The sequence below is a fragment of the Niallia circulans genome, from assembly GCF_003726095.1.
In the GTDB taxonomy this organism is placed as follows: domain Bacteria; phylum Bacillota; class Bacilli; order Bacillales; family Cytobacillaceae; genus Niallia; species Niallia circulans_A.
This window is the reverse complement of record NZ_CP026031.1, coordinates 2,316,704-2,334,646: the sequence shown is the minus strand read 5'-3', so window position 1 is coordinate 2,334,646 and position 17,943 is coordinate 2,316,704. Positions and strand designations below refer to the sequence as shown.

The window sequence follows — 17,943 nt, the reverse complement described above, 5'->3', positions numbered from 1 at the left end:
CTTATAATAGAAATTTTTTACATGAAAGGAGGGGATGGAAATGCCAGAATTACCAGAAGTTGAAACGGTACGAAAAACGCTGAAACAGCTGACGCAAAATAAAGTAATAAAAGAAGTGGTTGTATCATGGGCAAAAATGATTAAAAAACCAGAAAATGTGGAAGAATTTTCGGATGCATTGGTTGGTCAAACCATTTTAGATGTTAAAAGACGTGGGAAATTTATATTAATTGAAACAAATGATTTTACCATCGTCTCCCATTTGCGAATGGAAGGCAAATATGGAGTATTTCAAGCACAAGAGCCAGTTGATAAGCATACCCATGTTATTTTCTTTTTTGAAGATGGTTCAGAGCTACGGTATAAAGATGTCCGGAAATTCGGTACCATGCATTTATTTAAAAAAGGGGAAGAATCAAACGCCATGCCTCTTTCGCAATTAGGACCTGAACCTTTTGCTGCTGACTTTACGATAGCGAATTTTTCAGAGCGTTTATCGAAAACAAATCGCAGTATCAAAACAGCATTGTTGGATCAAAAGATTGTGGTTGGGTTAGGAAATATATATGTAGATGAATCTTTATTTCGAAGTGGCATTCATCCGGAGAGAACAGCAAATTCCCTAGATGTGAAAGAAATAGAAAAATTATATAAAGAAATCATCGCTACTTTATCTGAAGCGGTCGAAAAAGGTGGTAGCACGATTCGCTCTTATGTAAACACCCAAGGACAAATTGGAATGTTTCAGCTTGAACTATATGTATATGGTCGTAAGGGCCAAGAGTGCAAAGTATGTGGCCATACTTTAGAAAGAATTATAGTCGGGGGAAGAGGAACCGTTTTTTGTCCTAATTGCCAAAAAAAATAAAACAATAAACCTGAATTAACATTGGATGGGCTCTTTCCATATAGTATATTACTATTGATTTGGAAGGAGCTTATCTTTATGGTCCAGGTGTTTTCTCTTTTATTGTTAGCAATCGCTGTTAGCATCGATAGCTTTAGTGTTGGTTTTACGTACGGACTTCGAAAAATGAAAATGCCCTTAAATTCTATCCTGATTATCGCCTGTTGTTCCGGTTTAACACTTCTGATAGCGATGTTAGTTGGTCATGTTATCTCAAGGATATTCTCCCCTTCGTTTGCAGAGAGTATAGGTGGGATTATTTTAATCCTATTAGGTGGTTGGATTCTTTACCAATATTTTAAGCCGAGCAAGGAAAAGGAAATACTAACAGAAGAAAAGAATATTATTAATTTTGAAATAAAATCTTTAGGGATTGTCATCAATATTTTAAAGAAGCCATTAACAGCCGATTTTGATAAATCAGGAACAATTACAGGGCTAGAAGCAGTTGTGTTAGGTTTCGCCTTGTCTTTGGATGCATTTGGAGCTGGAATTGGTGCCTCTATGCTAGGGTTTCCTCCATTATTTTTAACACTTGCTGTGATTTTTATGAGTACTTCCTTTGTTTCATTAGGGATTTATCTAGGGAGATTTCTTTCAGAGAAAAGTTATATGGATAAATTCTCCTTTATTCCTGGGATTATCCTAATCATTATTGGGATCTTTAAACTTTAATTATTTATTTATGAAATAGGTTGTTTCTTTTAGGCGGTGAACCTCCTTGGTGAATCGCCTTTAGAATTCATCTATCTTCTCTATTAATAAAAAGAGAAGGCTTTTTTATCGATTTTGTTACATACTAAAAATCAATAAGGTAGGTATTTTTATGACGTTAATAGTTGGATTAACGGGAGGAATTGCGAGTGGAAAATCAACAATCTCCTCCTATTATCAATCACTAAATATTCCGATTATCGATGCGGACATTGAATCAAGACTTGCTGTAGAAAAAGGAGAACCAGCATATCTAAAGATAGCGTCTCATTTTGGCAAGGGAGTTTTACATTCAGATGGAACGCTAAATCGTCAAAAGCTGGGAGAAATTATTTTTTCAAATGAAGAGGAACGCCGTGTGCTTAATAGCATTGTGCATCCTGATGTTAGAAGAAGGATGGATGAGAAGCAGAAAAAAGCAGTGGAATCGGGCGAAAAAGTAGTGATCTTAGATATTCCCTTGCTCTTTGAAAATAAACTAAATCACACAGTTGATCGAACAATCTTAGTATATGTGGATCAGGATACTCAAATTACGCGATTAATGAAAAGAAATGATTTAAGTTATGAGCAAGCGCTCAAAAGAATAAACGCTCAAATGCCGTTACAGGAGAAACTTGCTCTTGCTGATGAAGTAATTAATAATAATGGATCGATGGAAGAGTCAATCCAACAAGCAAACAGAATTTTAAAAAAATGGAATGTTTCCCCTCGCTGAATTTCATCTTTTGATAGAGAAATTTAGATAATTACTTGTACAAGCTTGCAATTTTATATAATATGAAGATAAGTATATACATGGAACAATGAATTCGGAGCTGATAATAGAAATGAGATGTCCTACCTGTCAACATAATAACACCCGCGTTCTTGATTCACGACCAGTTGATGAGTATAAATCGATTCGAAGAAGAAGAGAATGTGAGGCTTGTGGGAATCGATTTACTACTTTTGAAAAGGTAGAAGAAATTCCTTTGATTGTAGTGAAGAAGGAAGGGACGCGTGAAGAATTTAGCAGGGATAAAATATTGCGTGGCTTAATAAGAGCTTGTGAGAAGAGACCGGTAGCTTTAAAACAATTAGAGGAAATAACAGCAGAAGTAGAGAAAGAACTTCGCAGTAATGCTGCTTCCGAAATAAAAAGTGAGGCAATCGGTGAGATGGTAATGGATCGATTGGCGAAGATCGATGAAGTAGCGTATGTACGTTTTGCATCTGTATATCGCCAATTTAAAGATATTAATGTGTTTATTGATGAATTGAAAGAATTAATCAAAAAAGATTATTAAAAAGTTACATGGAAAAGATTACTAAGGGAGCTAAAGATTTCTTTGGCTCTTTTTTGCCTTTCCTCCCTCTATGGCGGGAAGGATTGAAATAGAAAGGAAGGATGATGAGTATGTCTCAGCATTGGCAAGACCTGCTTCCTGTCGATAGATATCGAGTAGCGGTGAATGGACTGTTGAGTGATTATGATCGAAAGACAATCACCTTCTTATATCAGCCATTAATTGGGACAAAGTGTTTAGCTTTATACATGACCTTATGGGCAGAAGTGGAAGAGAATCGCTTGTGGTCTCTGACAAATACACATCATAGCTTAATGAATTTTATGAGTTGTGGTTTAAATGATATATATGAAGCAAGACTAAAGTTAGAAGGAATTGGTCTTTTAAAAACATATTTAAAGAAAGAAGATGGCAATCGGTCGTTTATATATGAACTACAGCCGCCTTTATCACCCGCTCAGTATTTTCTTGATGGAATGCTAAATGTTTATTTATATAGAAAAATTGGAAAAGCACAGTATAGCAGATTGAAGAAGTTCTTTTCTGATGAAAAAATCGCAGATCCTAGTTTCCAGCCAATAACGAAAGCATTCCAAGAGGTATTTATGTCTGATCATAGTGGTGCTGTTCGAGCAATACATGAATTAGAGGAAGAAGAGACTACTGATCAGACCTATGTGGGGAGAGAAGAACAACCGGGAATACAAATTACTAAGAGCGACTTTGACTTTGAATTGTTATATGCGGGAATTCACGATTCTTTATTATCGAAAAAGGCATTTACGAAAAAGGTGAAGGAAGCGATCCAAAATCTTGCCTTTATTTATGGAATTGATCCAATTCAAATGAAGAATATTGTTATTAGTGCGATTAATCAACAGGATGAGATTGATATTGAAGAGCTGCGTATAGCTGCTCGTGATTGGTATCAATTTCAACATAATGATTTACTGCCGATGTTAGTTGATCGGAAACAGCCGCAAAAGGATTATTCATCAACCGATGCTCCAAAATCACAAGAGGAAGAATTAATCTATTATTTAGATCATGCTTCACCGCGCCAAGTGTTGAAGGATGTTTCAGGAGGTGCAGAACCTTCCAAAACAGATTTGCAAATAATTGAAGAAATTATGTTCTCGCAGAAGCTGCTCCCGGGTGTAATAAATGTGCTGATTCAATATGTTATGCTTAAAACAGATATGAAATTGACAAAGGGATATATAGAGAAGATTGCTGGCCAATGGGTTAGAAAGAATATCCGTACAGTAAAAGAGGCAATGGATCTAGCGAAAAAAGAGCACAAGCAATATATGGAATGGGCTCAAGGTAAAAAAAATCCACAGTCGAAGTCAACTCGAAAAGCTATCCGGACAGAAAAAATCCCCGAATGGTTTGGGCAAAATCAGGATAACGAAGGAACGAAAAAAACGGAAGAAAATACTTCTTCCAAGGAAGCAAACGATCAAGATTTGGAACAAAAAAAGCGTGAACTGGAAGAGCGCATAAAAAAATTATAATATCAGGTGGTGGAGTAAACGGTGGAAAGAATTAACGATACCTTAAAGAAATTTGGTGCGGGTAATAATTTTCAGGAACGATACCGTGCTATGAAACAGGAAGTGCTTGCACATCCTGATGTAAGGGCCTTTCTACGAGAGCATGAGGACGAGCTTACTTCCAATGCAGTTGATGTTGGCATGATAAAGCTATATGAATATGCCAATCAAAGCAAAGCTTGCAATAAATGCCCTAGTCTTCAAGGATGTGTAAATATGATGCAGGGATACCATCCTAGTCTAGTAATAGTCAGAGGGAATATTGAGATTCAGTATGACCGTTGTCCCCGTAAGTTGACGGAAGATAATCAGAAGAAAAAAGAGAAGTTGATTAAAAGCTTATATGTACCAAAGGATATTCTGGAAGCTTCCTTCAATACCATTGATCTTGACGGAGAGAGAATGGAGGCAGTGGAAGCTGCTATCCGATTTGTAGAGGATTATAAACCTGGTGAAAGACATAAAGGAATCTATTTTTATGGAGAATTTGGGGTTGGCAAATCATATATTTTAGGAGCCATTGCTAATAAACTTTCTCAAAAGCAAATTTCGTCTATGATTGTATATGTTCCTGAATTATTTAGAGAAATGAAGAGCTCCATTGCTGATAGCACATTAAATGATAAAATCGAAAGTATAAAACGTGAGCCTATTTTAATGCTGGACGATATCGGAGCAGAAACAATGTCTAGTTGGATTCGAGATGAGGTGCTTGGACCGATTTTGCAGTTCAGAATGTTAGAGAATTTACCTACGTTATTTACGTCTAATTTTGACTTTAGTGGCTTAGAGCATCATCTTACTTATTCGCAAAGAGGAGAAGAGGAAAAGATGAAAGCGATGAGAGTAATGGAGAGAATTCGTTACTTATCTACACCTATTCGCGTGAAAGGAAAAAATAAGCGAACATAATAGAGTTAAAAAGTTTCAATTTTTAGTAAGGAGAAGTGTGCGTTGACGGAAATTTCAAATGCAGAAAAATTAGTAATAAAGCGGTATAACCAGTTTCTTTTCTTTGTATCGATGACGATATTGTTATTATTAATTCCCTTTTTTCTGTCTTTTTATAGTCCGGGAATCTATAAAATAATCCTAGCGTTATTGGTATTTGGTTTAACCTATACGTATATAACAAAGAATAGAAGATTACTTGCATATATAAGAACTCGATGCGAAAAACGATCCATTTCGTTTCAAAAATTGTATAGTGGATATATTATTTTGTATGCTCTCGTATTAGGAGCTATCCTATTGTTTTTGTGATGGAATTTTATTAATGATGAAGATAGACTAAGTCGATAATCTGTCTCTGTTTGTCGATAAAAGGATATGGGAGAAGTATAATTGCATTTTCACACATTGCTTGGAGTGGAGGGGGTGAGACTCCTGTGGGATTAGTACGAACCTCACGGAAAGCGAACCCCTGAAATGGAAAGTAACATCCCTATTCGAAGGAATTGATAAATATACTGTAGCCAAACCTCTATTTCCAAAATATGGGTGTTTGACTACAGTGTGAGACAGACTAAGTGGATAGTCTGTCTTTTTTGTTTTTTAACTATTTTTTATAAACGTCCATTCATCTGCATACATATTTTATAGTCTAATTTCTACCTCTCCCCCATATATATGAAATCGAGGACTTCTTTATAAAAGGGGGGATACGGTTGATTGAAATTCAATTTCATGATCAAAAAGATGCTTTGAGGTTTTTGCGCATACTGAAGAAACAAGTAAAATATGCGGAGTCGTTTGACAGAATGGACGACGACAATAAGTGTATTATTGTTAAAACAGATGGAAGCAGTAAGGAGATAAAGAAATGCTTAACTGCTTTTATCTTGCATATAAAAACAGATGATTGGGCAAGAGAAATATTAAAAAATCGTTATTTCTATATGGATGAACTAGAACAGCGAAGTATATTAGAAATACTTCATAGTTTAGTGGAGGAAGAGCGGGAAGGACTTACCACTTTAACAAAAGAGATAAACATAAAAAGTTGTCTGACAGAGTGTATGAATAACTTCATAATAGAACAACATAAAGAATTTTCCTTTGATTCCTTTGTGACCTTTCGATTAAAGTCTTTTATTGGAAAGTTGATAAAATACATAGAATTATCGATTGATGAGTACAAAATGGAACAAGAATATCAGGTGTTTATTCATACTTTGCGAAATTCCCTTTCCAAAAAGGCTGCAAAAGTGAATCATATCCATGTGTTAATCGATCTAGAAATACAATTTTTTGATACAGAATACCGGGAAATTCCCCAGCAAGAGCTAATGATGCTGTATGATCAAAAAAATGTTGTTTCTTCTACCCATTATATCGATCCCTATTCTCTAGGACCATTGCTTGCCCTCGCACCGAAAACTATCTTTTTGTATACAGAGGATAGAGAGTTACCTATTGTGCGAACTATTGTAAATATTTTTGAAGAACGAGTACAACTTTTAGAAAAGGAACAATTTTTTCTAAGAATAAGCACACAGACAGAAATGAAGTAAGTTTCCCTTTAATTCCCTTGATTTTATGTCTAGAAAAGCATATAATAACGTACATAAATTAACTATAACTTATACCTGTAATGATAAGGACAATAGTTTTCTTGTACGGTTTTAAGAGAGGGAAGGATGCTGGGAACTTCCTAACACGATAAGATTGCTTACCACCTTTAAACTTCAGTCAGGAACGGGATTATCCTCAGTAATGACTGGCGGTCTCAGCAGCCGTTATCTGTTTAAACTAAAGCCAGACATTTTCATTGTTTGGGAATTAGGGTGGAACCACGTGTTTTTACTATAAAACTCGTCCCTTCGTATAGGGACGGGTTTTTTTGCGTTTTAATCGGTTCTTATCGTACAAGGAAAGCTTAATGGCAAAAATAAAGGAGGAAGTTTCATGTCAGAATTAATTAAGATTACATTTCCAGACGGAGCGGTAAAGGAGTTTCCAGAAGGGACTACAACAGAAGATATTGCAGGTTCCATTAGCCCAGGCTTAAGAAAAAAAGCACTAGCAGGGAAGATTAATGGCTCTTTATATGATTTGAAAAGACCTATACTAGAGGATGCTTCTTTTGAAATCATTACACCGGATAGCCCAGATGCTTTAGAAATCTTGCGCCATAGCTCAGCACACTTAATGGCACAAGCTATTAAACGAATTTATGGAAAAGTCAAGCTCGGTGTAGGGCCAGTTATCGAAAATGGATTTTACTATGATATTGATTTAGACCAATCGTTAACACCAGAAGACTTACCAGCAATTGAAAAAGAAATGAAAAAAATTATTAACGAAAACCTGGAAATTATCCGTAAAGAAGTAAGTCGCGCAGAAGCGATTGAGCTTTTTAAAGAAATGGATGATGAATATAAACTAGAATTAATTGAAGCAATTCCTGAAGACGAGACAGTAACATTATACCAACAAGGAGAATTTATTGATCTTTGTCGCGGTGTTCATGTACCATCTACTGGAAAACTAAAAGAGTTTAAATTGCTGAACATTGCAGGTGCATACTGGAGAGGGAACAGCGATAATAAAATGCTTCAACGTATTTATGGAACAGCATTTTTTAAGAAGAATGAGTTAGAAGAGCACTTACGCTTTTTAGAAGAGGCAAAAGAAAGAGATCATCGCAAAATCGGAAAAGAATTAGATTTATTTATGACTTCTCAAAAAGTGGGACAAGGCTTGCCGCTATGGCTGCCAAAAGGCGCAACAATCAGACGCATTGTAGAGCGTTATATTGTAGATAAAGAAGAGCGATTGGGCTATAACCATGTATATACACCAATCATGGGAAGTGTCGATTTGTATAAAACATCTGGACACTGGGATCATTATCAAGAAGATATGTTCCCTGTGATGGAAATGGATAATGAGCAGCTAGTTCTTCGTCCGATGAACTGTCCGCACCATATGGTTGTTTACAAAAATGATATTCACAGCTATCGTGAATTACCAATCCGTATCGCAGAACTTGGCACAATGCATCGTTACGAAATGTCTGGTGCTTTATCAGGATTACAGCGTGTTCGCGGGATGACTCTAAATGATGCACATATTTTTGTAAGACCAGACCAAATTAAAGATGAATTCAAGCGTGTGGTAAACTTAGTGTTAGAAGTATATAAAGACTTTAATATTACAGATTACTCGTTCCGTTTATCTTATCGTGATCCTGCAGATACAGAGAAATACTTTGATGATGATGCGATGTGGAATAAAGCACAAAGCATGCTGAAAGAAGCAATGGACGACCTAGGTTTAGATTACTTTGAAGCAGAAGGAGAAGCAGCTTTCTACGGTCCGAAATTAGATGTGCAAGTGAAGACAGCCTTAGGAAAGGATGAAACACTTTCTACTGTCCAATTGGACTTCTTATTACCTGAACGCTTTGACTTAACATATGTTGGAGAAGATGGAAAGCAGCATCGTCCAGTAGTTATCCACAGAGGTGTAGTGTCAACAATGGAGCGTTTTATTGCATTCTTGATTGAAGAATACAAAGGAGCATTCCCTACATGGTTATCACCAGTACAAGTACAAGTTATTCCAGTATCACCTTCTGTTCATTTTGAATATGCAAAAGAAGTACAAGAAAACTTACAAAGACACGGTTTCCGCGTAGAGTTAGATGAGCGCGACGAGAAAATCGGCTATAAAATTCGTGAAGCACAAATGAAAAAAATTCCCTACATGCTAGTAGTAGGAGACAATGAAGTGGAAGACAAAGCCGTAAATGTCCGCAAATACGGAGAACAAAAATCAGAAACAGTTTCTTATGTAGATTTCTTAGAAAAGTTAACACAAGAAGTGAAATTATCAAATTAAAAGAGTTGTAATTCCAAACGGGATTTTCTAATTTTCAACCTATATTCCGAGCTTTTCTGAAATTATGCATAAAAAGTATTGCATTGAATCCATTATTTTGATAAAATTTTTCTCGTTGTGATATTTCTTTCGTTGACTTATAGATATCAATTGTGATATAGTTACTAAGGTAAATTGAATACGAGTTTGAGGAAAAGAAGAAGCACCCGCTTCTCACCTGATTGACACAGATTCCAAGTAGTTAACAGGTATTACGTAAAACATTTTAGGTATTACTTTTGTTTCGTAAGTGTGGGTGAATTCATCATCCACACTTTTTTATTTGGATGATAAAGATTACAAAGCCTACGATGTCAACTTGGGAGTCAAGTGTCAATTAGTATCTAAACTAGAGAAGGTGACCTAGGATAGAATATTCTTGACTCGAACGTTGTATTCGTCATTAACCTTGGAGGTGTTTAACTATTAGCAAAGATATGATTTTAAATGAAGGCATTCGTGCTAGAGAAGTTCGTCTTATTGACCAAAATGGAGAACAGCTTGGGATTAAAACGAAATTTGAAGCTCTTGAAATTGCAACACGTGTTAATCTTGATGTGGTTCTTGTTGCTCCAAACGCAAAGCCGCCGGTAGCTCGTATCATGGACTACGGTAAATACAAGTTTGAACAGCAAAAGAAAGAAAAAGAAGCACGTAAAAATCAAAAAATCATTAATATTAAAGAGGTTCGCCTTAGTCCAACTATAGATGAGCATGACTTTAATACAAAGCTTCGTAATGCTATTAAGTTCCTAGAAAAAGGCGATAAGGTAAAAGCATCCATCCGTTTTAAGGGACGTGCTATTACACATAAGGAAATCGGTCAACGTGTACTTGTTCGTTTTGCAGAAGCTTGTGCAGAAGTTGCCACTGTGGAATCACATCCAAAAATGGACGGTCGAAGCATGTTCATGACTTTAGCGCCTAAAAACGACAAGTAAGAGGAGGAATACCAAATGCCAAAAATGAAAACTCACCGCGGAGCTGCTAAACGTTTCAAAAAGACAGGCTCTGGTAAATTAAAACGCTCAAAAGCTTATACTAGTCACTTATTTGCTAACAAATCTACTAAGCAAAAACGTAAACTTCGCAAAGCTGGATTAGTATCCAAAGGCGATTTCAAACGCATTCGTCATTTATTAGACAACATTAAGTAATTTTTTCAATATAGGAGGGAAATAATATGCCACGTGTTAAAGGCGGTACAGTTACACGCAAACGTCGTAAAAAAGTTCTTAAATTAGCTAAAGGTTATTATGGTTCAAAACATACATTATATAAAGTTGCAAACCAACAAGTAATGAAATCATTAATGTATGCATACAGAGATCGTCGTCAAAAGAAACGTGATTTCCGTAAATTATGGATTACTCGTATCAACGCAGCTGCTCGTATTAATGGTCTTTCTTATAGCCGTTTAATGCACGGATTAAAATTAGCTGGTATCGAAGTAAACCGCAAAATGCTTGCTGAACTTGCTGTAAGCGATGAAAAAGCATTTGCTGAATTAGCAACAGTTGCAAAACAAAACTTAAAATAAGTTTTTAAAAGAAGGTAGCTTATACCTTCTTTTTTTCTATACTTTTTTGCGAAAGGGGAAGAGCATGTGATTACATATGTATTAATCTATTTGGCAGTAGTGAATATATTCGCATACTTTTTAATGGGAATAGATAAAAAAAGGGCTATTAAGCATCAGTATCGGATAAGTGAAAGGACATTATGGATTACGGCTATTCTATTTGGGGCGTTTGGTTTATTTATTGGAATGCAAAAGTTTCGTCATAAAACAAAGCATGCTTCTTTCAAATATGGTTTACCTCTCTTGACATTACTAGATGCTGGGATTGTACTTTACATACTAAATGTTTAGGCATATTCTCGTCTTTTTTCTTATACACTGTAATAACAACATGATTCTATAGAGCAGAAGGTGATAAGATGGAAGAGCAGTTATCAGTCCTCTTTGTTATGGTAGAAGTTAGTGGCATATTAGCACCGATTATTTTTATTTTATTCCATACACTTCGGCAATTTTTGTTTATTCCTCCTATTCTAGTCTGTATTGCGGGAGGAATTTTATTTGGAGTGACGCTTGGCACCATCTATTCTATTATCGGCTTAACCATTAATTGTCTCTTATTCTATGCAGTCATTCACCGCTTGCCAAAAACACATAACAAACTATCTCATCTTAAAAAAAGATGGTTTGGTGAATATCGTAATTTAACACTCGGACAAATCTCCATTTTAAGATTGATCCCAGTGTTTCATTATCATTTATTAAATTTCTGCTTGTTGGAAAAAAGAAAAAGTTTAAAGGAATATAGTAAAACTTCTTTTATAAGCAATATTCCTTTAGCATTTTTCTATACTATTTTTGGCCAATTCATAAGCCAATTCTCGTTGACGATGGTTGTTATCATTATGTTTGCTTTGGCAATTCTTGTTTATATCTTACGAGAAAAAATTACGATAATAAAATGGAGAGAATTTTTTAAAGAGGCTCATGAATAAAAAGAGAGAATGAAGATCTTCTTTCTTAAAATGAATAAACCCCCAAACAATAATACGAAGCTTTCTTAGTAAGGAAGTATCATTGTTCGAGGGTTTATTTGGTTGATTACGTATGTCTGAGCTTCCGGTATTTACGATTTTTTAAACCGTGTCCATTCGATTCTTGCCTTTGGATAGATAGACAAAAGCGACTGCTCTATATAGGCTTTGTCTTGAGTGGACAACTTTGTATTATAAGGATTTGTAGGAAAGAGTAAAATGTGATCCACTTCTTCAGCAGCAGCGTATTTTTCCCCCTCAAGCAAATGACCTTTATATGTTAGTAAGAGATTCATTCTTATATTGTCTTTATTATCAAACAAATAAAATGTTCCACGCTTTTGCGCGAATGTTAATCTTCGCTGCGGATTCGTTAAGAAAGAAGTGAGTCGAAACAACCCATAAATAAGAAATGCGAGAAGAACGAATAACAAAAGCCATTTCATAAAAGAGCCTCCAGTAACTTAAATTTTCAGGATTAACTAATAGAATACGAAAGAGAACATAAAAGGTTTCATTTTTAGAAAAATATTTTAAAAAAGAAATAAAAATAAATAGAAACAAAGAATTGATACATAATATAAGCAAGGATTCTATTCTGTACCCATATGACGAAGGAGAAATCTCTTTTCAATAAAGCTATAAGTAGTATTTTATATTTTGTACTATAATTATTTTCTAGTATAATAATGAAGAATATATTATATTAAGGGAGTCGAAATAATGGCGAAATTAGATGAAACATTAACAATGCTTAAGGATCTTACTGATGCAAAAGGTATTCCAGGAAATGAAAAAGAACCAAGAGAGATCATGAAAAAGTACATAGCAGAATATGCAGACGAGGTAACAACAGATAATTTAGGAAGCTTAATTGCTAAGAAAGTTGGCCAAGCAAATGGACCGAAAATAATGGTTGCAGGTCATCTTGATGAAGTTGGTTTTATGATAACCCGTATTGATGATAAAGGTTTTCTCTATTTTCAAACAGTAGGCGGTTGGTGGTCACAAGTAATGTTAGCTCAACGAGTAACAATTGTAACAAGCAAAGGAGAGATCACTGGTATTACAGGATCCAAACCACCTCATGTATTAAGTCCAGAAGCAAGAAAGAAACCAATCGACCTAAAAGATATCTTTATTGATATTGGCGCATCTTCTAAAGAGGAAGCGATGGAGTGGGGCGTGAAACCAGGCGATATGGTCGTTCCATATTTCGAGTTTACGGTCATGAATAATGAAAAAATGCTGCTTGCAAAAGCATGGGATAATCGTATTGGCTGTGCTATTGCGATAGATGTATTAAAGAATTTAAAAGACAGCAACCATCCTAATATTGTCTATGGTGTTGGTACTGTTCAAGAAGAGGTCGGTCTTCGTGGAGCAAAAACAGCTGCAAACTTTATTGAGCCGGACATTGGTTTTGGAGTAGATGTTGGTATAGCTGGGGATACACCAGGAGTAACAGAAAAAGAAGCATTAAGTAAAATGGGCAAAGGTCCACAAATTATTTTATATGATGCTTCCATGGTGTCTCATAAAGGTTTACGTGATCTGGTAACAGATACTGCTGATGAGTTGAAGATTCCTTATCAATTTGACAGTGTGCCAGCAGGTGGTACAGACTCAGGCTCCATTCATTTAACACATAATGGAGTGCCGGCTTTATCTATCACGATTGCAACTCGCTATATTCATTCACATGCTGCAATGCTGCATCGTGATGATTATGAAAATGCTGTTAAGTTAATCGTCGAAGTAATAAAAAAATTAGATCGTGAAACAGTAAATTCATTAACATTTGCATAATTAAAAGGGAATTTGATTTTTAATCAAATTCCCTTTTTTAAGAAGCTTTATCGACAAGTCCTATATCTTATCCCTAATAGCTATATGATATTTATTCTAGTGGAGGTATCTTAGTATTCAATATCGCTGCCTTCCTTGCTTTGAGCAGGCGGTTAATATTGATTACAATCGTTTTAACAGCAGCGTAAGTTGGTACTGCAAGAATCATTCCTAAAATACCTGCTAAATTTCCTGCTACTAATAGCAGAATAATAATGGTTGCTGGATGTGTATCCAATCTTTTTCCAAGAATTAAAGGAGATAGAATATTTCCTTCAATTTGTTGAGCAATGGTAATGACGATAATAACTAGTAAGGCTTGTGTTGGTGATGTGAAAATAGCGATAATAACAGCAGGAGCACCACCGATTAATGGTCCAACATATGGGATCATGTTTGTTACAGCCACAAGTAAAGCCATTACAAGCGCATAATCAAGACCAATTATTAAATAACCAATTAAAGCCAAGGTTCCTACAAATAGAGCTACAATAACTTGTCCTTGTATGTAGGCAGCAATTGTTTCGCTTGTATCTTTGATAATATGTAATCCTTCTTTACGATAAGATGCAGGGAAAAATTTAGAGAGAGCCTCTGGAAATTTGCTGCCATCTTTTAAACAATAGAAAAGTAAAAATGGAACAGTGACAATCGTAATGGTTATATTAGTCATAGTGCTGATGATTTTACCGATTCCATTTGTTATATTGCTTGGAATTGTTTGAGCATAAGCCTTTAAGTTTTCTGTTATATCTTCAATTTTTACATATTCTTGATTCATAATCCATTTGTACTGTTTTGTATCATTTAAGTATTGGAAATATTGCACTGCTTCATCAGCATATTTAGGTATATTTTTAAATAACTCACTAAATTCTTTGCTGATCATAGGAACGATACTGCCAATAACCAAAATCAAAATGCCGATAACACCAACATAAAGAATAATAATGGAAAGTGTCTTTGGAATTTTATTTTTTTGCAAAAACTTAACGATTGGATTAAGTAAAAAGTATAAGAAACCAGTAATGATAATGGGAACAAAAAGAGTAGAAAATAACACTGCAACTGGTTTAAATAAAAATGAAATTTTTGTGCATAAATAAACAATCGCAACAATGATAAGAACTTGTAATAACCAATAATGAAACTTCTTTTTTGTCAAAATTTTTCACCTTTTTCATATTTTGTATAGCAAGTATAGCATATTCGCTCTATTTCTTGTAATGATAGCCAAACATTATATAAAACGATTATAGCATCCTTATATCCATCATGATATTAACGAAATAACTGTGAAAAAAGTTTCAAAAAACGATAAAAAAATAATGGTATTTTGGGAAGGTGAGAGGTAGAAATAAAAAGAAATGATACAATCTACTCCACTTGTATGAAAAGATTGTATCACCCTTTAACGTAAGCAAAAAAAGTCGTGTTACTCTACATTGATAATTTTTAAATGGGAAATATTTAAGAAATTACGAATGTTTAGAGCGGTAGCGCCGAATAAAGATGCCTTAGAACCCAGACGTGAATTTTCAATGGCGATATCTTTATTAAAGGAACTTTCTAGGTTATTATGAATGATTGAAAGTATATCAGGGATTCTTCGAATAACAGAACTATTCATATATATAATCTTTGGAGCAAAAAAAGTCATTATATTGTTTAACCCTTTTGAAAGATTATAACAATGTTGCTGAATGAGTTCTTGTATAGCTGAATCATTATCATAATAATGCTCAGCTAATAAATCTGGTGTAACATTGGATAATTGTTTTAACTCTTTAAACTGCTCTAGAAGCACCTTATCGGAACAATATTGCTCTAAGCAGCCTTTATTTCCACATGGGCAAGTTCTGCCATCAGGATAAAGAATTGAATGACCAACTTCACCAGCTCTTCCGTCTAAACCTGTAAACAATTGCCCATCAATAATAATTCCAGCACCAATACCACTATGGATACTTAAACTAATTAAGTTATTAAATTCTGTTGAAAAAGTAGACTCTCCAATGGCAGTTAAATTAGCTTCATTTTCAATATGGATAGGATACTGATACAGTTTCGTTAACTTTTCATAAAGTTCTATTTTGTCTAAATCATAATAGGGAGTAAATAAAATGTTATTTTTATTTACAATACCATGTATAGCAATCCCAATCCCAACAATACCATAGGTTGTCAGATTACTTATTTTCGCATATTTTTCAATAATATCAGAAATATGGGTAAGAACATTTTCTTTCTTAATAAACGTACCCCTTTCTTTATTATAAAAAACCACTTCTCCATCTAAATAAGTAACCATTGTAGAAATAAAGTCATAGCCAAGCTCTATGGCAATCGAAAGACCAGCTTTCTTATTTAGTTGTAAAAGAATTGGCTTTCTTCCCCCAGAATGACTACTTTCGCCAATGCCGATTTCTTCTATTAATTTCTCTTCAAGTAACTTCTTTGTTATATCAGAAACAGTTGCTTTATTTAACCCAATATTAGCCGAAAGGGTTGCCCGCGAGATAGGGGCATGCTGAACAATTTGCTCCATAACAAGAGAAGCATTTTGTTCTCTAATTACATATTTGTCTGTAACCATTATTTTCCTCCAAACAGTTTATCACCTAGTAACGATGTATGTATTGTTAGGTTACCATACTAATTATAATTCTTCTATCAAATTTATTAATAAAATAACAAAAATAATATTGTAAGCGCTTGACAAAAAGCAAAGTTAGATTTATGATAAATTCAGTTAGTATATTGAACTAACAAATAGAAAGTAAATTAATAGATTTGTAGAAAATGGATGAGAAAAGAAAAAGTAAGTTTAAATGATCTTGATTTTTATAACAAATAGGAGGGAATTAGAATGGAATTTTTTCCAATGATTAAAAAAGTAAAATATGAAGGACCAAAGACGGAGAATATTTATGCATATCGTCACTATAATCCAGAAGAAGTTGTATTAGGAAAAACGATGAAAGAACATTTGCGTTTCAGTATGGCATGGTGGCATACATTAACGCAGGATGGTTCTGATCCATTTGGTGCTGCTATAAATAATCGTAACTGGTTTGGTGAAACGCCAATGGAAACAGCAAAAAATCGTGTAGAAGCTGGATTTGAATTAATGGAAAAAATGGGTTTTGAATACTTCTGTTTTCATGATGTGGATATTGCTCCAGAGGGTGATACGCTTCAAGAGTTCTTCGATAATTTAGATGTAATCACAGATTTAATTAAAGAAAAGATGGATCAAACAGGGATTAAATTACTATGGAATACAGCTAATATGTTTACAAACCCTCGCTTTGTACATGGTGCTGCTTCTTCATCCAATGCAGAAGTTTTTGCATATGCTGCTGCACAGGTGAAAAAAGGCTTAGAAATCAGCAAAAAGCTTGGCGGCAAGAACTATGTATTCTGGGGTGGACGTGAAGGTTATGAGTCTTTATTAAACACAGATTTACAATTAGAACAAGATAACATGGCTCGTTTCTTCCATATGGCAGTTGATTATGCCAAAGAATTAAACCATGAAGTTCAATTTTTAATTGAACCAAAACCAATGGAGCCATCCAAACACCAATACGATTTTGACGCTGCTACGGCAATGGCATTCTTACAAAAATACGATCTTGATAAATACTTTAAACTAAATCTAGAAGCAAACCATGCTACATTAGCAGGACATACTTTTGAACATGAAATGGCTGTTGCGAGAAGTTATAATGCACTTGGATCCCTAGATGCGAACCAAGGAGATATAATGCTTGGATGGGATACAGATGAGTTCCCAACTAATATCTATGATACAACTCTAGCAATGTATCAGGTGCTTGAAAATGGAGGAATTGCTCCAGGTGGTATTAACTTTGATGCGAAAGTTCGCCGTTCTTCATTCTCTATGGAAGATTTAGTGCTTGCACATATTGCTGGTATGGATACTTTTGCACGTGGACTTAAATCAGCTGCAAAACTAAAAGAAGATGGTTTCTTCGATAAAGAAATTGAACGTAGATATAAGAGCTATACAACTGGAATTGGTAAATCTATTGTAGAAGGAAAAGAAAATCTGAAAACATTAACTGAATATGCATTACAACATGATCAAATTGAAAATGAGCCAAATCATCTGGAATTCTTAAAATCTCGTTTGAATGATTATTTAGTATAATACAAATAGAAA

The 17,943-nt window shown here is 34.7% G+C and carries 19 protein-coding genes and 2 other annotated features; of the genes, 16 read left to right on the top strand and 3 right to left on the bottom strand.

The window, feature by feature from the left end:
* Positions 1-40 precede the first annotated feature (40 nt).
* The 14 genes from mutM to C2I06_RS11325 all read left to right on the top strand — a co-directional run bounded on the left by mutM (position 41) and on the right by C2I06_RS11325 (position 11,867).
* Positions 41-868, top strand: coding sequence for a DNA-formamidopyrimidine glycosylase (gene mutM / locus C2I06_RS11390; RefSeq protein ID WP_095331436.1), 828 nt, complete (start codon positions 41-43; stop codon positions 866-868).
* A gap of 78 nt (positions 869-946) precedes the next feature.
* Positions 947-1,582, top strand: a complete 636-nt coding sequence (ytaF, locus tag C2I06_RS11385) for a sporulation membrane protein YtaF (protein WP_123258075.1) — start codon at positions 947-949, stop codon at positions 1,580-1,582.
* Between the two features lie 151 nt (positions 1,583-1,733).
* Positions 1,734-2,339, top strand: a complete 606-nt coding sequence (coaE, locus tag C2I06_RS11380) for a dephospho-CoA kinase (protein WP_095331440.1) — start codon at positions 1,734-1,736, stop codon at positions 2,337-2,339.
* A gap of 112 nt (positions 2,340-2,451) precedes the next feature.
* Positions 2,452-2,910, top strand: a complete 459-nt coding sequence (nrdR, locus tag C2I06_RS11375; protein ID WP_095331442.1) for a transcriptional regulator NrdR — start codon at positions 2,452-2,454, stop codon at positions 2,908-2,910.
* Positions 2,911-3,020: 110 nt separating this feature from the next.
* Complete coding sequence (locus C2I06_RS11370) at positions 3,021-4,427, top strand: replication initiation and membrane attachment family protein (protein ID WP_123258074.1); 1,407 nt, start codon at positions 3,021-3,023, stop codon at positions 4,425-4,427.
* A 21-nt stretch (positions 4,428-4,448) separates the two neighbouring features.
* Complete coding sequence (gene dnaI / locus C2I06_RS11365; RefSeq protein ID WP_095331446.1) at positions 4,449-5,378, top strand: primosomal protein DnaI; 930 nt, start codon at positions 4,449-4,451, stop codon at positions 5,376-5,378.
* 42 nt (positions 5,379-5,420) lie between these two features.
* Positions 5,421-5,729, top strand: coding sequence for a hypothetical protein (locus C2I06_RS11360; RefSeq protein WP_095331448.1), 309 nt, complete (start codon positions 5,421-5,423; stop codon positions 5,727-5,729).
* Positions 5,730-6,133: 404 nt separating this feature from the next.
* On the top strand, positions 6,134-6,979 hold the full coding sequence (gene ytxC, locus C2I06_RS11355; RefSeq protein WP_123258073.1) for a sporulation protein YtxC: 846 nt from the start codon (positions 6,134-6,136) through the stop codon (positions 6,977-6,979).
* 71 nt (positions 6,980-7,050) lie between these two features.
* Positions 7,051-7,291 (top strand) — a binding site (T-box leader).
* 82 nt (positions 7,292-7,373) lie between these two features.
* The gene (gene thrS / locus C2I06_RS11350; RefSeq protein WP_123258072.1) at positions 7,374-9,311 is read left to right on the top strand and encodes a threonine--tRNA ligase; all 1,938 of its coding nucleotides are present in this window, start codon (positions 7,374-7,376) and stop codon (positions 9,309-9,311) included.
* A gap of 188 nt (positions 9,312-9,499) precedes the next feature.
* Positions 9,500-9,637: a sequence feature (ribosomal protein L20 leader region), on the top strand.
* Between the two features lie 150 nt (positions 9,638-9,787).
* Positions 9,788-10,291 (top strand): translation initiation factor IF-3, encoded by a 504-nt coding sequence (gene infC, locus C2I06_RS11345; protein WP_016201804.1) that lies wholly within the window; start codon positions 9,788-9,790, stop codon positions 10,289-10,291.
* A gap of 15 nt (positions 10,292-10,306) precedes the next feature.
* The gene (gene rpmI / locus C2I06_RS11340) at positions 10,307-10,507 is read left to right on the top strand and encodes a 50S ribosomal protein L35 (RefSeq protein ID WP_016201803.1); all 201 of its coding nucleotides are present in this window, start codon (positions 10,307-10,309) and stop codon (positions 10,505-10,507) included.
* 26 nt (positions 10,508-10,533) lie between these two features.
* Positions 10,534-10,890, top strand: a complete 357-nt coding sequence (gene rplT / locus C2I06_RS11335; protein WP_031534824.1) for a 50S ribosomal protein L20 — start codon at positions 10,534-10,536, stop codon at positions 10,888-10,890.
* A gap of 66 nt (positions 10,891-10,956) precedes the next feature.
* Positions 10,957-11,223, top strand: coding sequence for a DUF1294 domain-containing protein (locus C2I06_RS11330; RefSeq protein WP_095331454.1), 267 nt, complete (start codon positions 10,957-10,959; stop codon positions 11,221-11,223).
* Between the two features lie 68 nt (positions 11,224-11,291).
* Positions 11,292-11,867, top strand: coding sequence for a TVP38/TMEM64 family protein (locus C2I06_RS11325; protein WP_095331456.1), 576 nt, complete (start codon positions 11,292-11,294; stop codon positions 11,865-11,867).
* Between the two features lie 131 nt (positions 11,868-11,998).
* On the opposite strand, the gene C2I06_RS11320 is transcribed toward C2I06_RS11325, so the two are convergent.
* Positions 11,999-12,352, bottom strand: coding sequence for a sigma-w pathway protein ysdB (locus C2I06_RS11320; protein ID WP_123258071.1), 354 nt, complete (start codon positions 12,350-12,352; stop codon positions 11,999-12,001).
* A 277-nt stretch (positions 12,353-12,629) separates the two neighbouring features.
* On the opposite strand from C2I06_RS11320, the gene C2I06_RS11315 reads away from it, so the two are divergent.
* Complete coding sequence (locus C2I06_RS11315) at positions 12,630-13,715, top strand: M42 family metallopeptidase (protein WP_095331460.1); 1,086 nt, start codon at positions 12,630-12,632, stop codon at positions 13,713-13,715.
* A 91-nt stretch (positions 13,716-13,806) separates the two neighbouring features.
* On the opposite strand, the gene C2I06_RS11310 is transcribed toward C2I06_RS11315, so the two are convergent.
* On the bottom strand, positions 13,807-14,919 hold the full coding sequence (locus C2I06_RS11310; protein ID WP_095331462.1) for an AI-2E family transporter: 1,113 nt from the start codon (positions 14,917-14,919) through the stop codon (positions 13,807-13,809).
* A gap of 270 nt (positions 14,920-15,189) precedes the next feature.
* Positions 15,190-16,350 carry an ROK family protein gene (locus C2I06_RS11305; protein ID WP_123258070.1) on the bottom strand — a complete coding sequence of 387 codons (1,161 nt, stop codon included), beginning with the start codon at positions 16,348-16,350 and terminating at the stop codon, positions 15,190-15,192.
* Positions 16,351-16,623: 273 nt separating this feature from the next.
* On the opposite strand from C2I06_RS11305, the gene xylA reads away from it, so the two are divergent.
* Positions 16,624-17,931 (top strand): xylose isomerase, encoded by a 1,308-nt coding sequence (gene xylA / locus C2I06_RS11300; protein ID WP_095331466.1) that lies wholly within the window; start codon positions 16,624-16,626, stop codon positions 17,929-17,931.
* Positions 17,932-17,943: the final 12 nt, after the last annotated feature.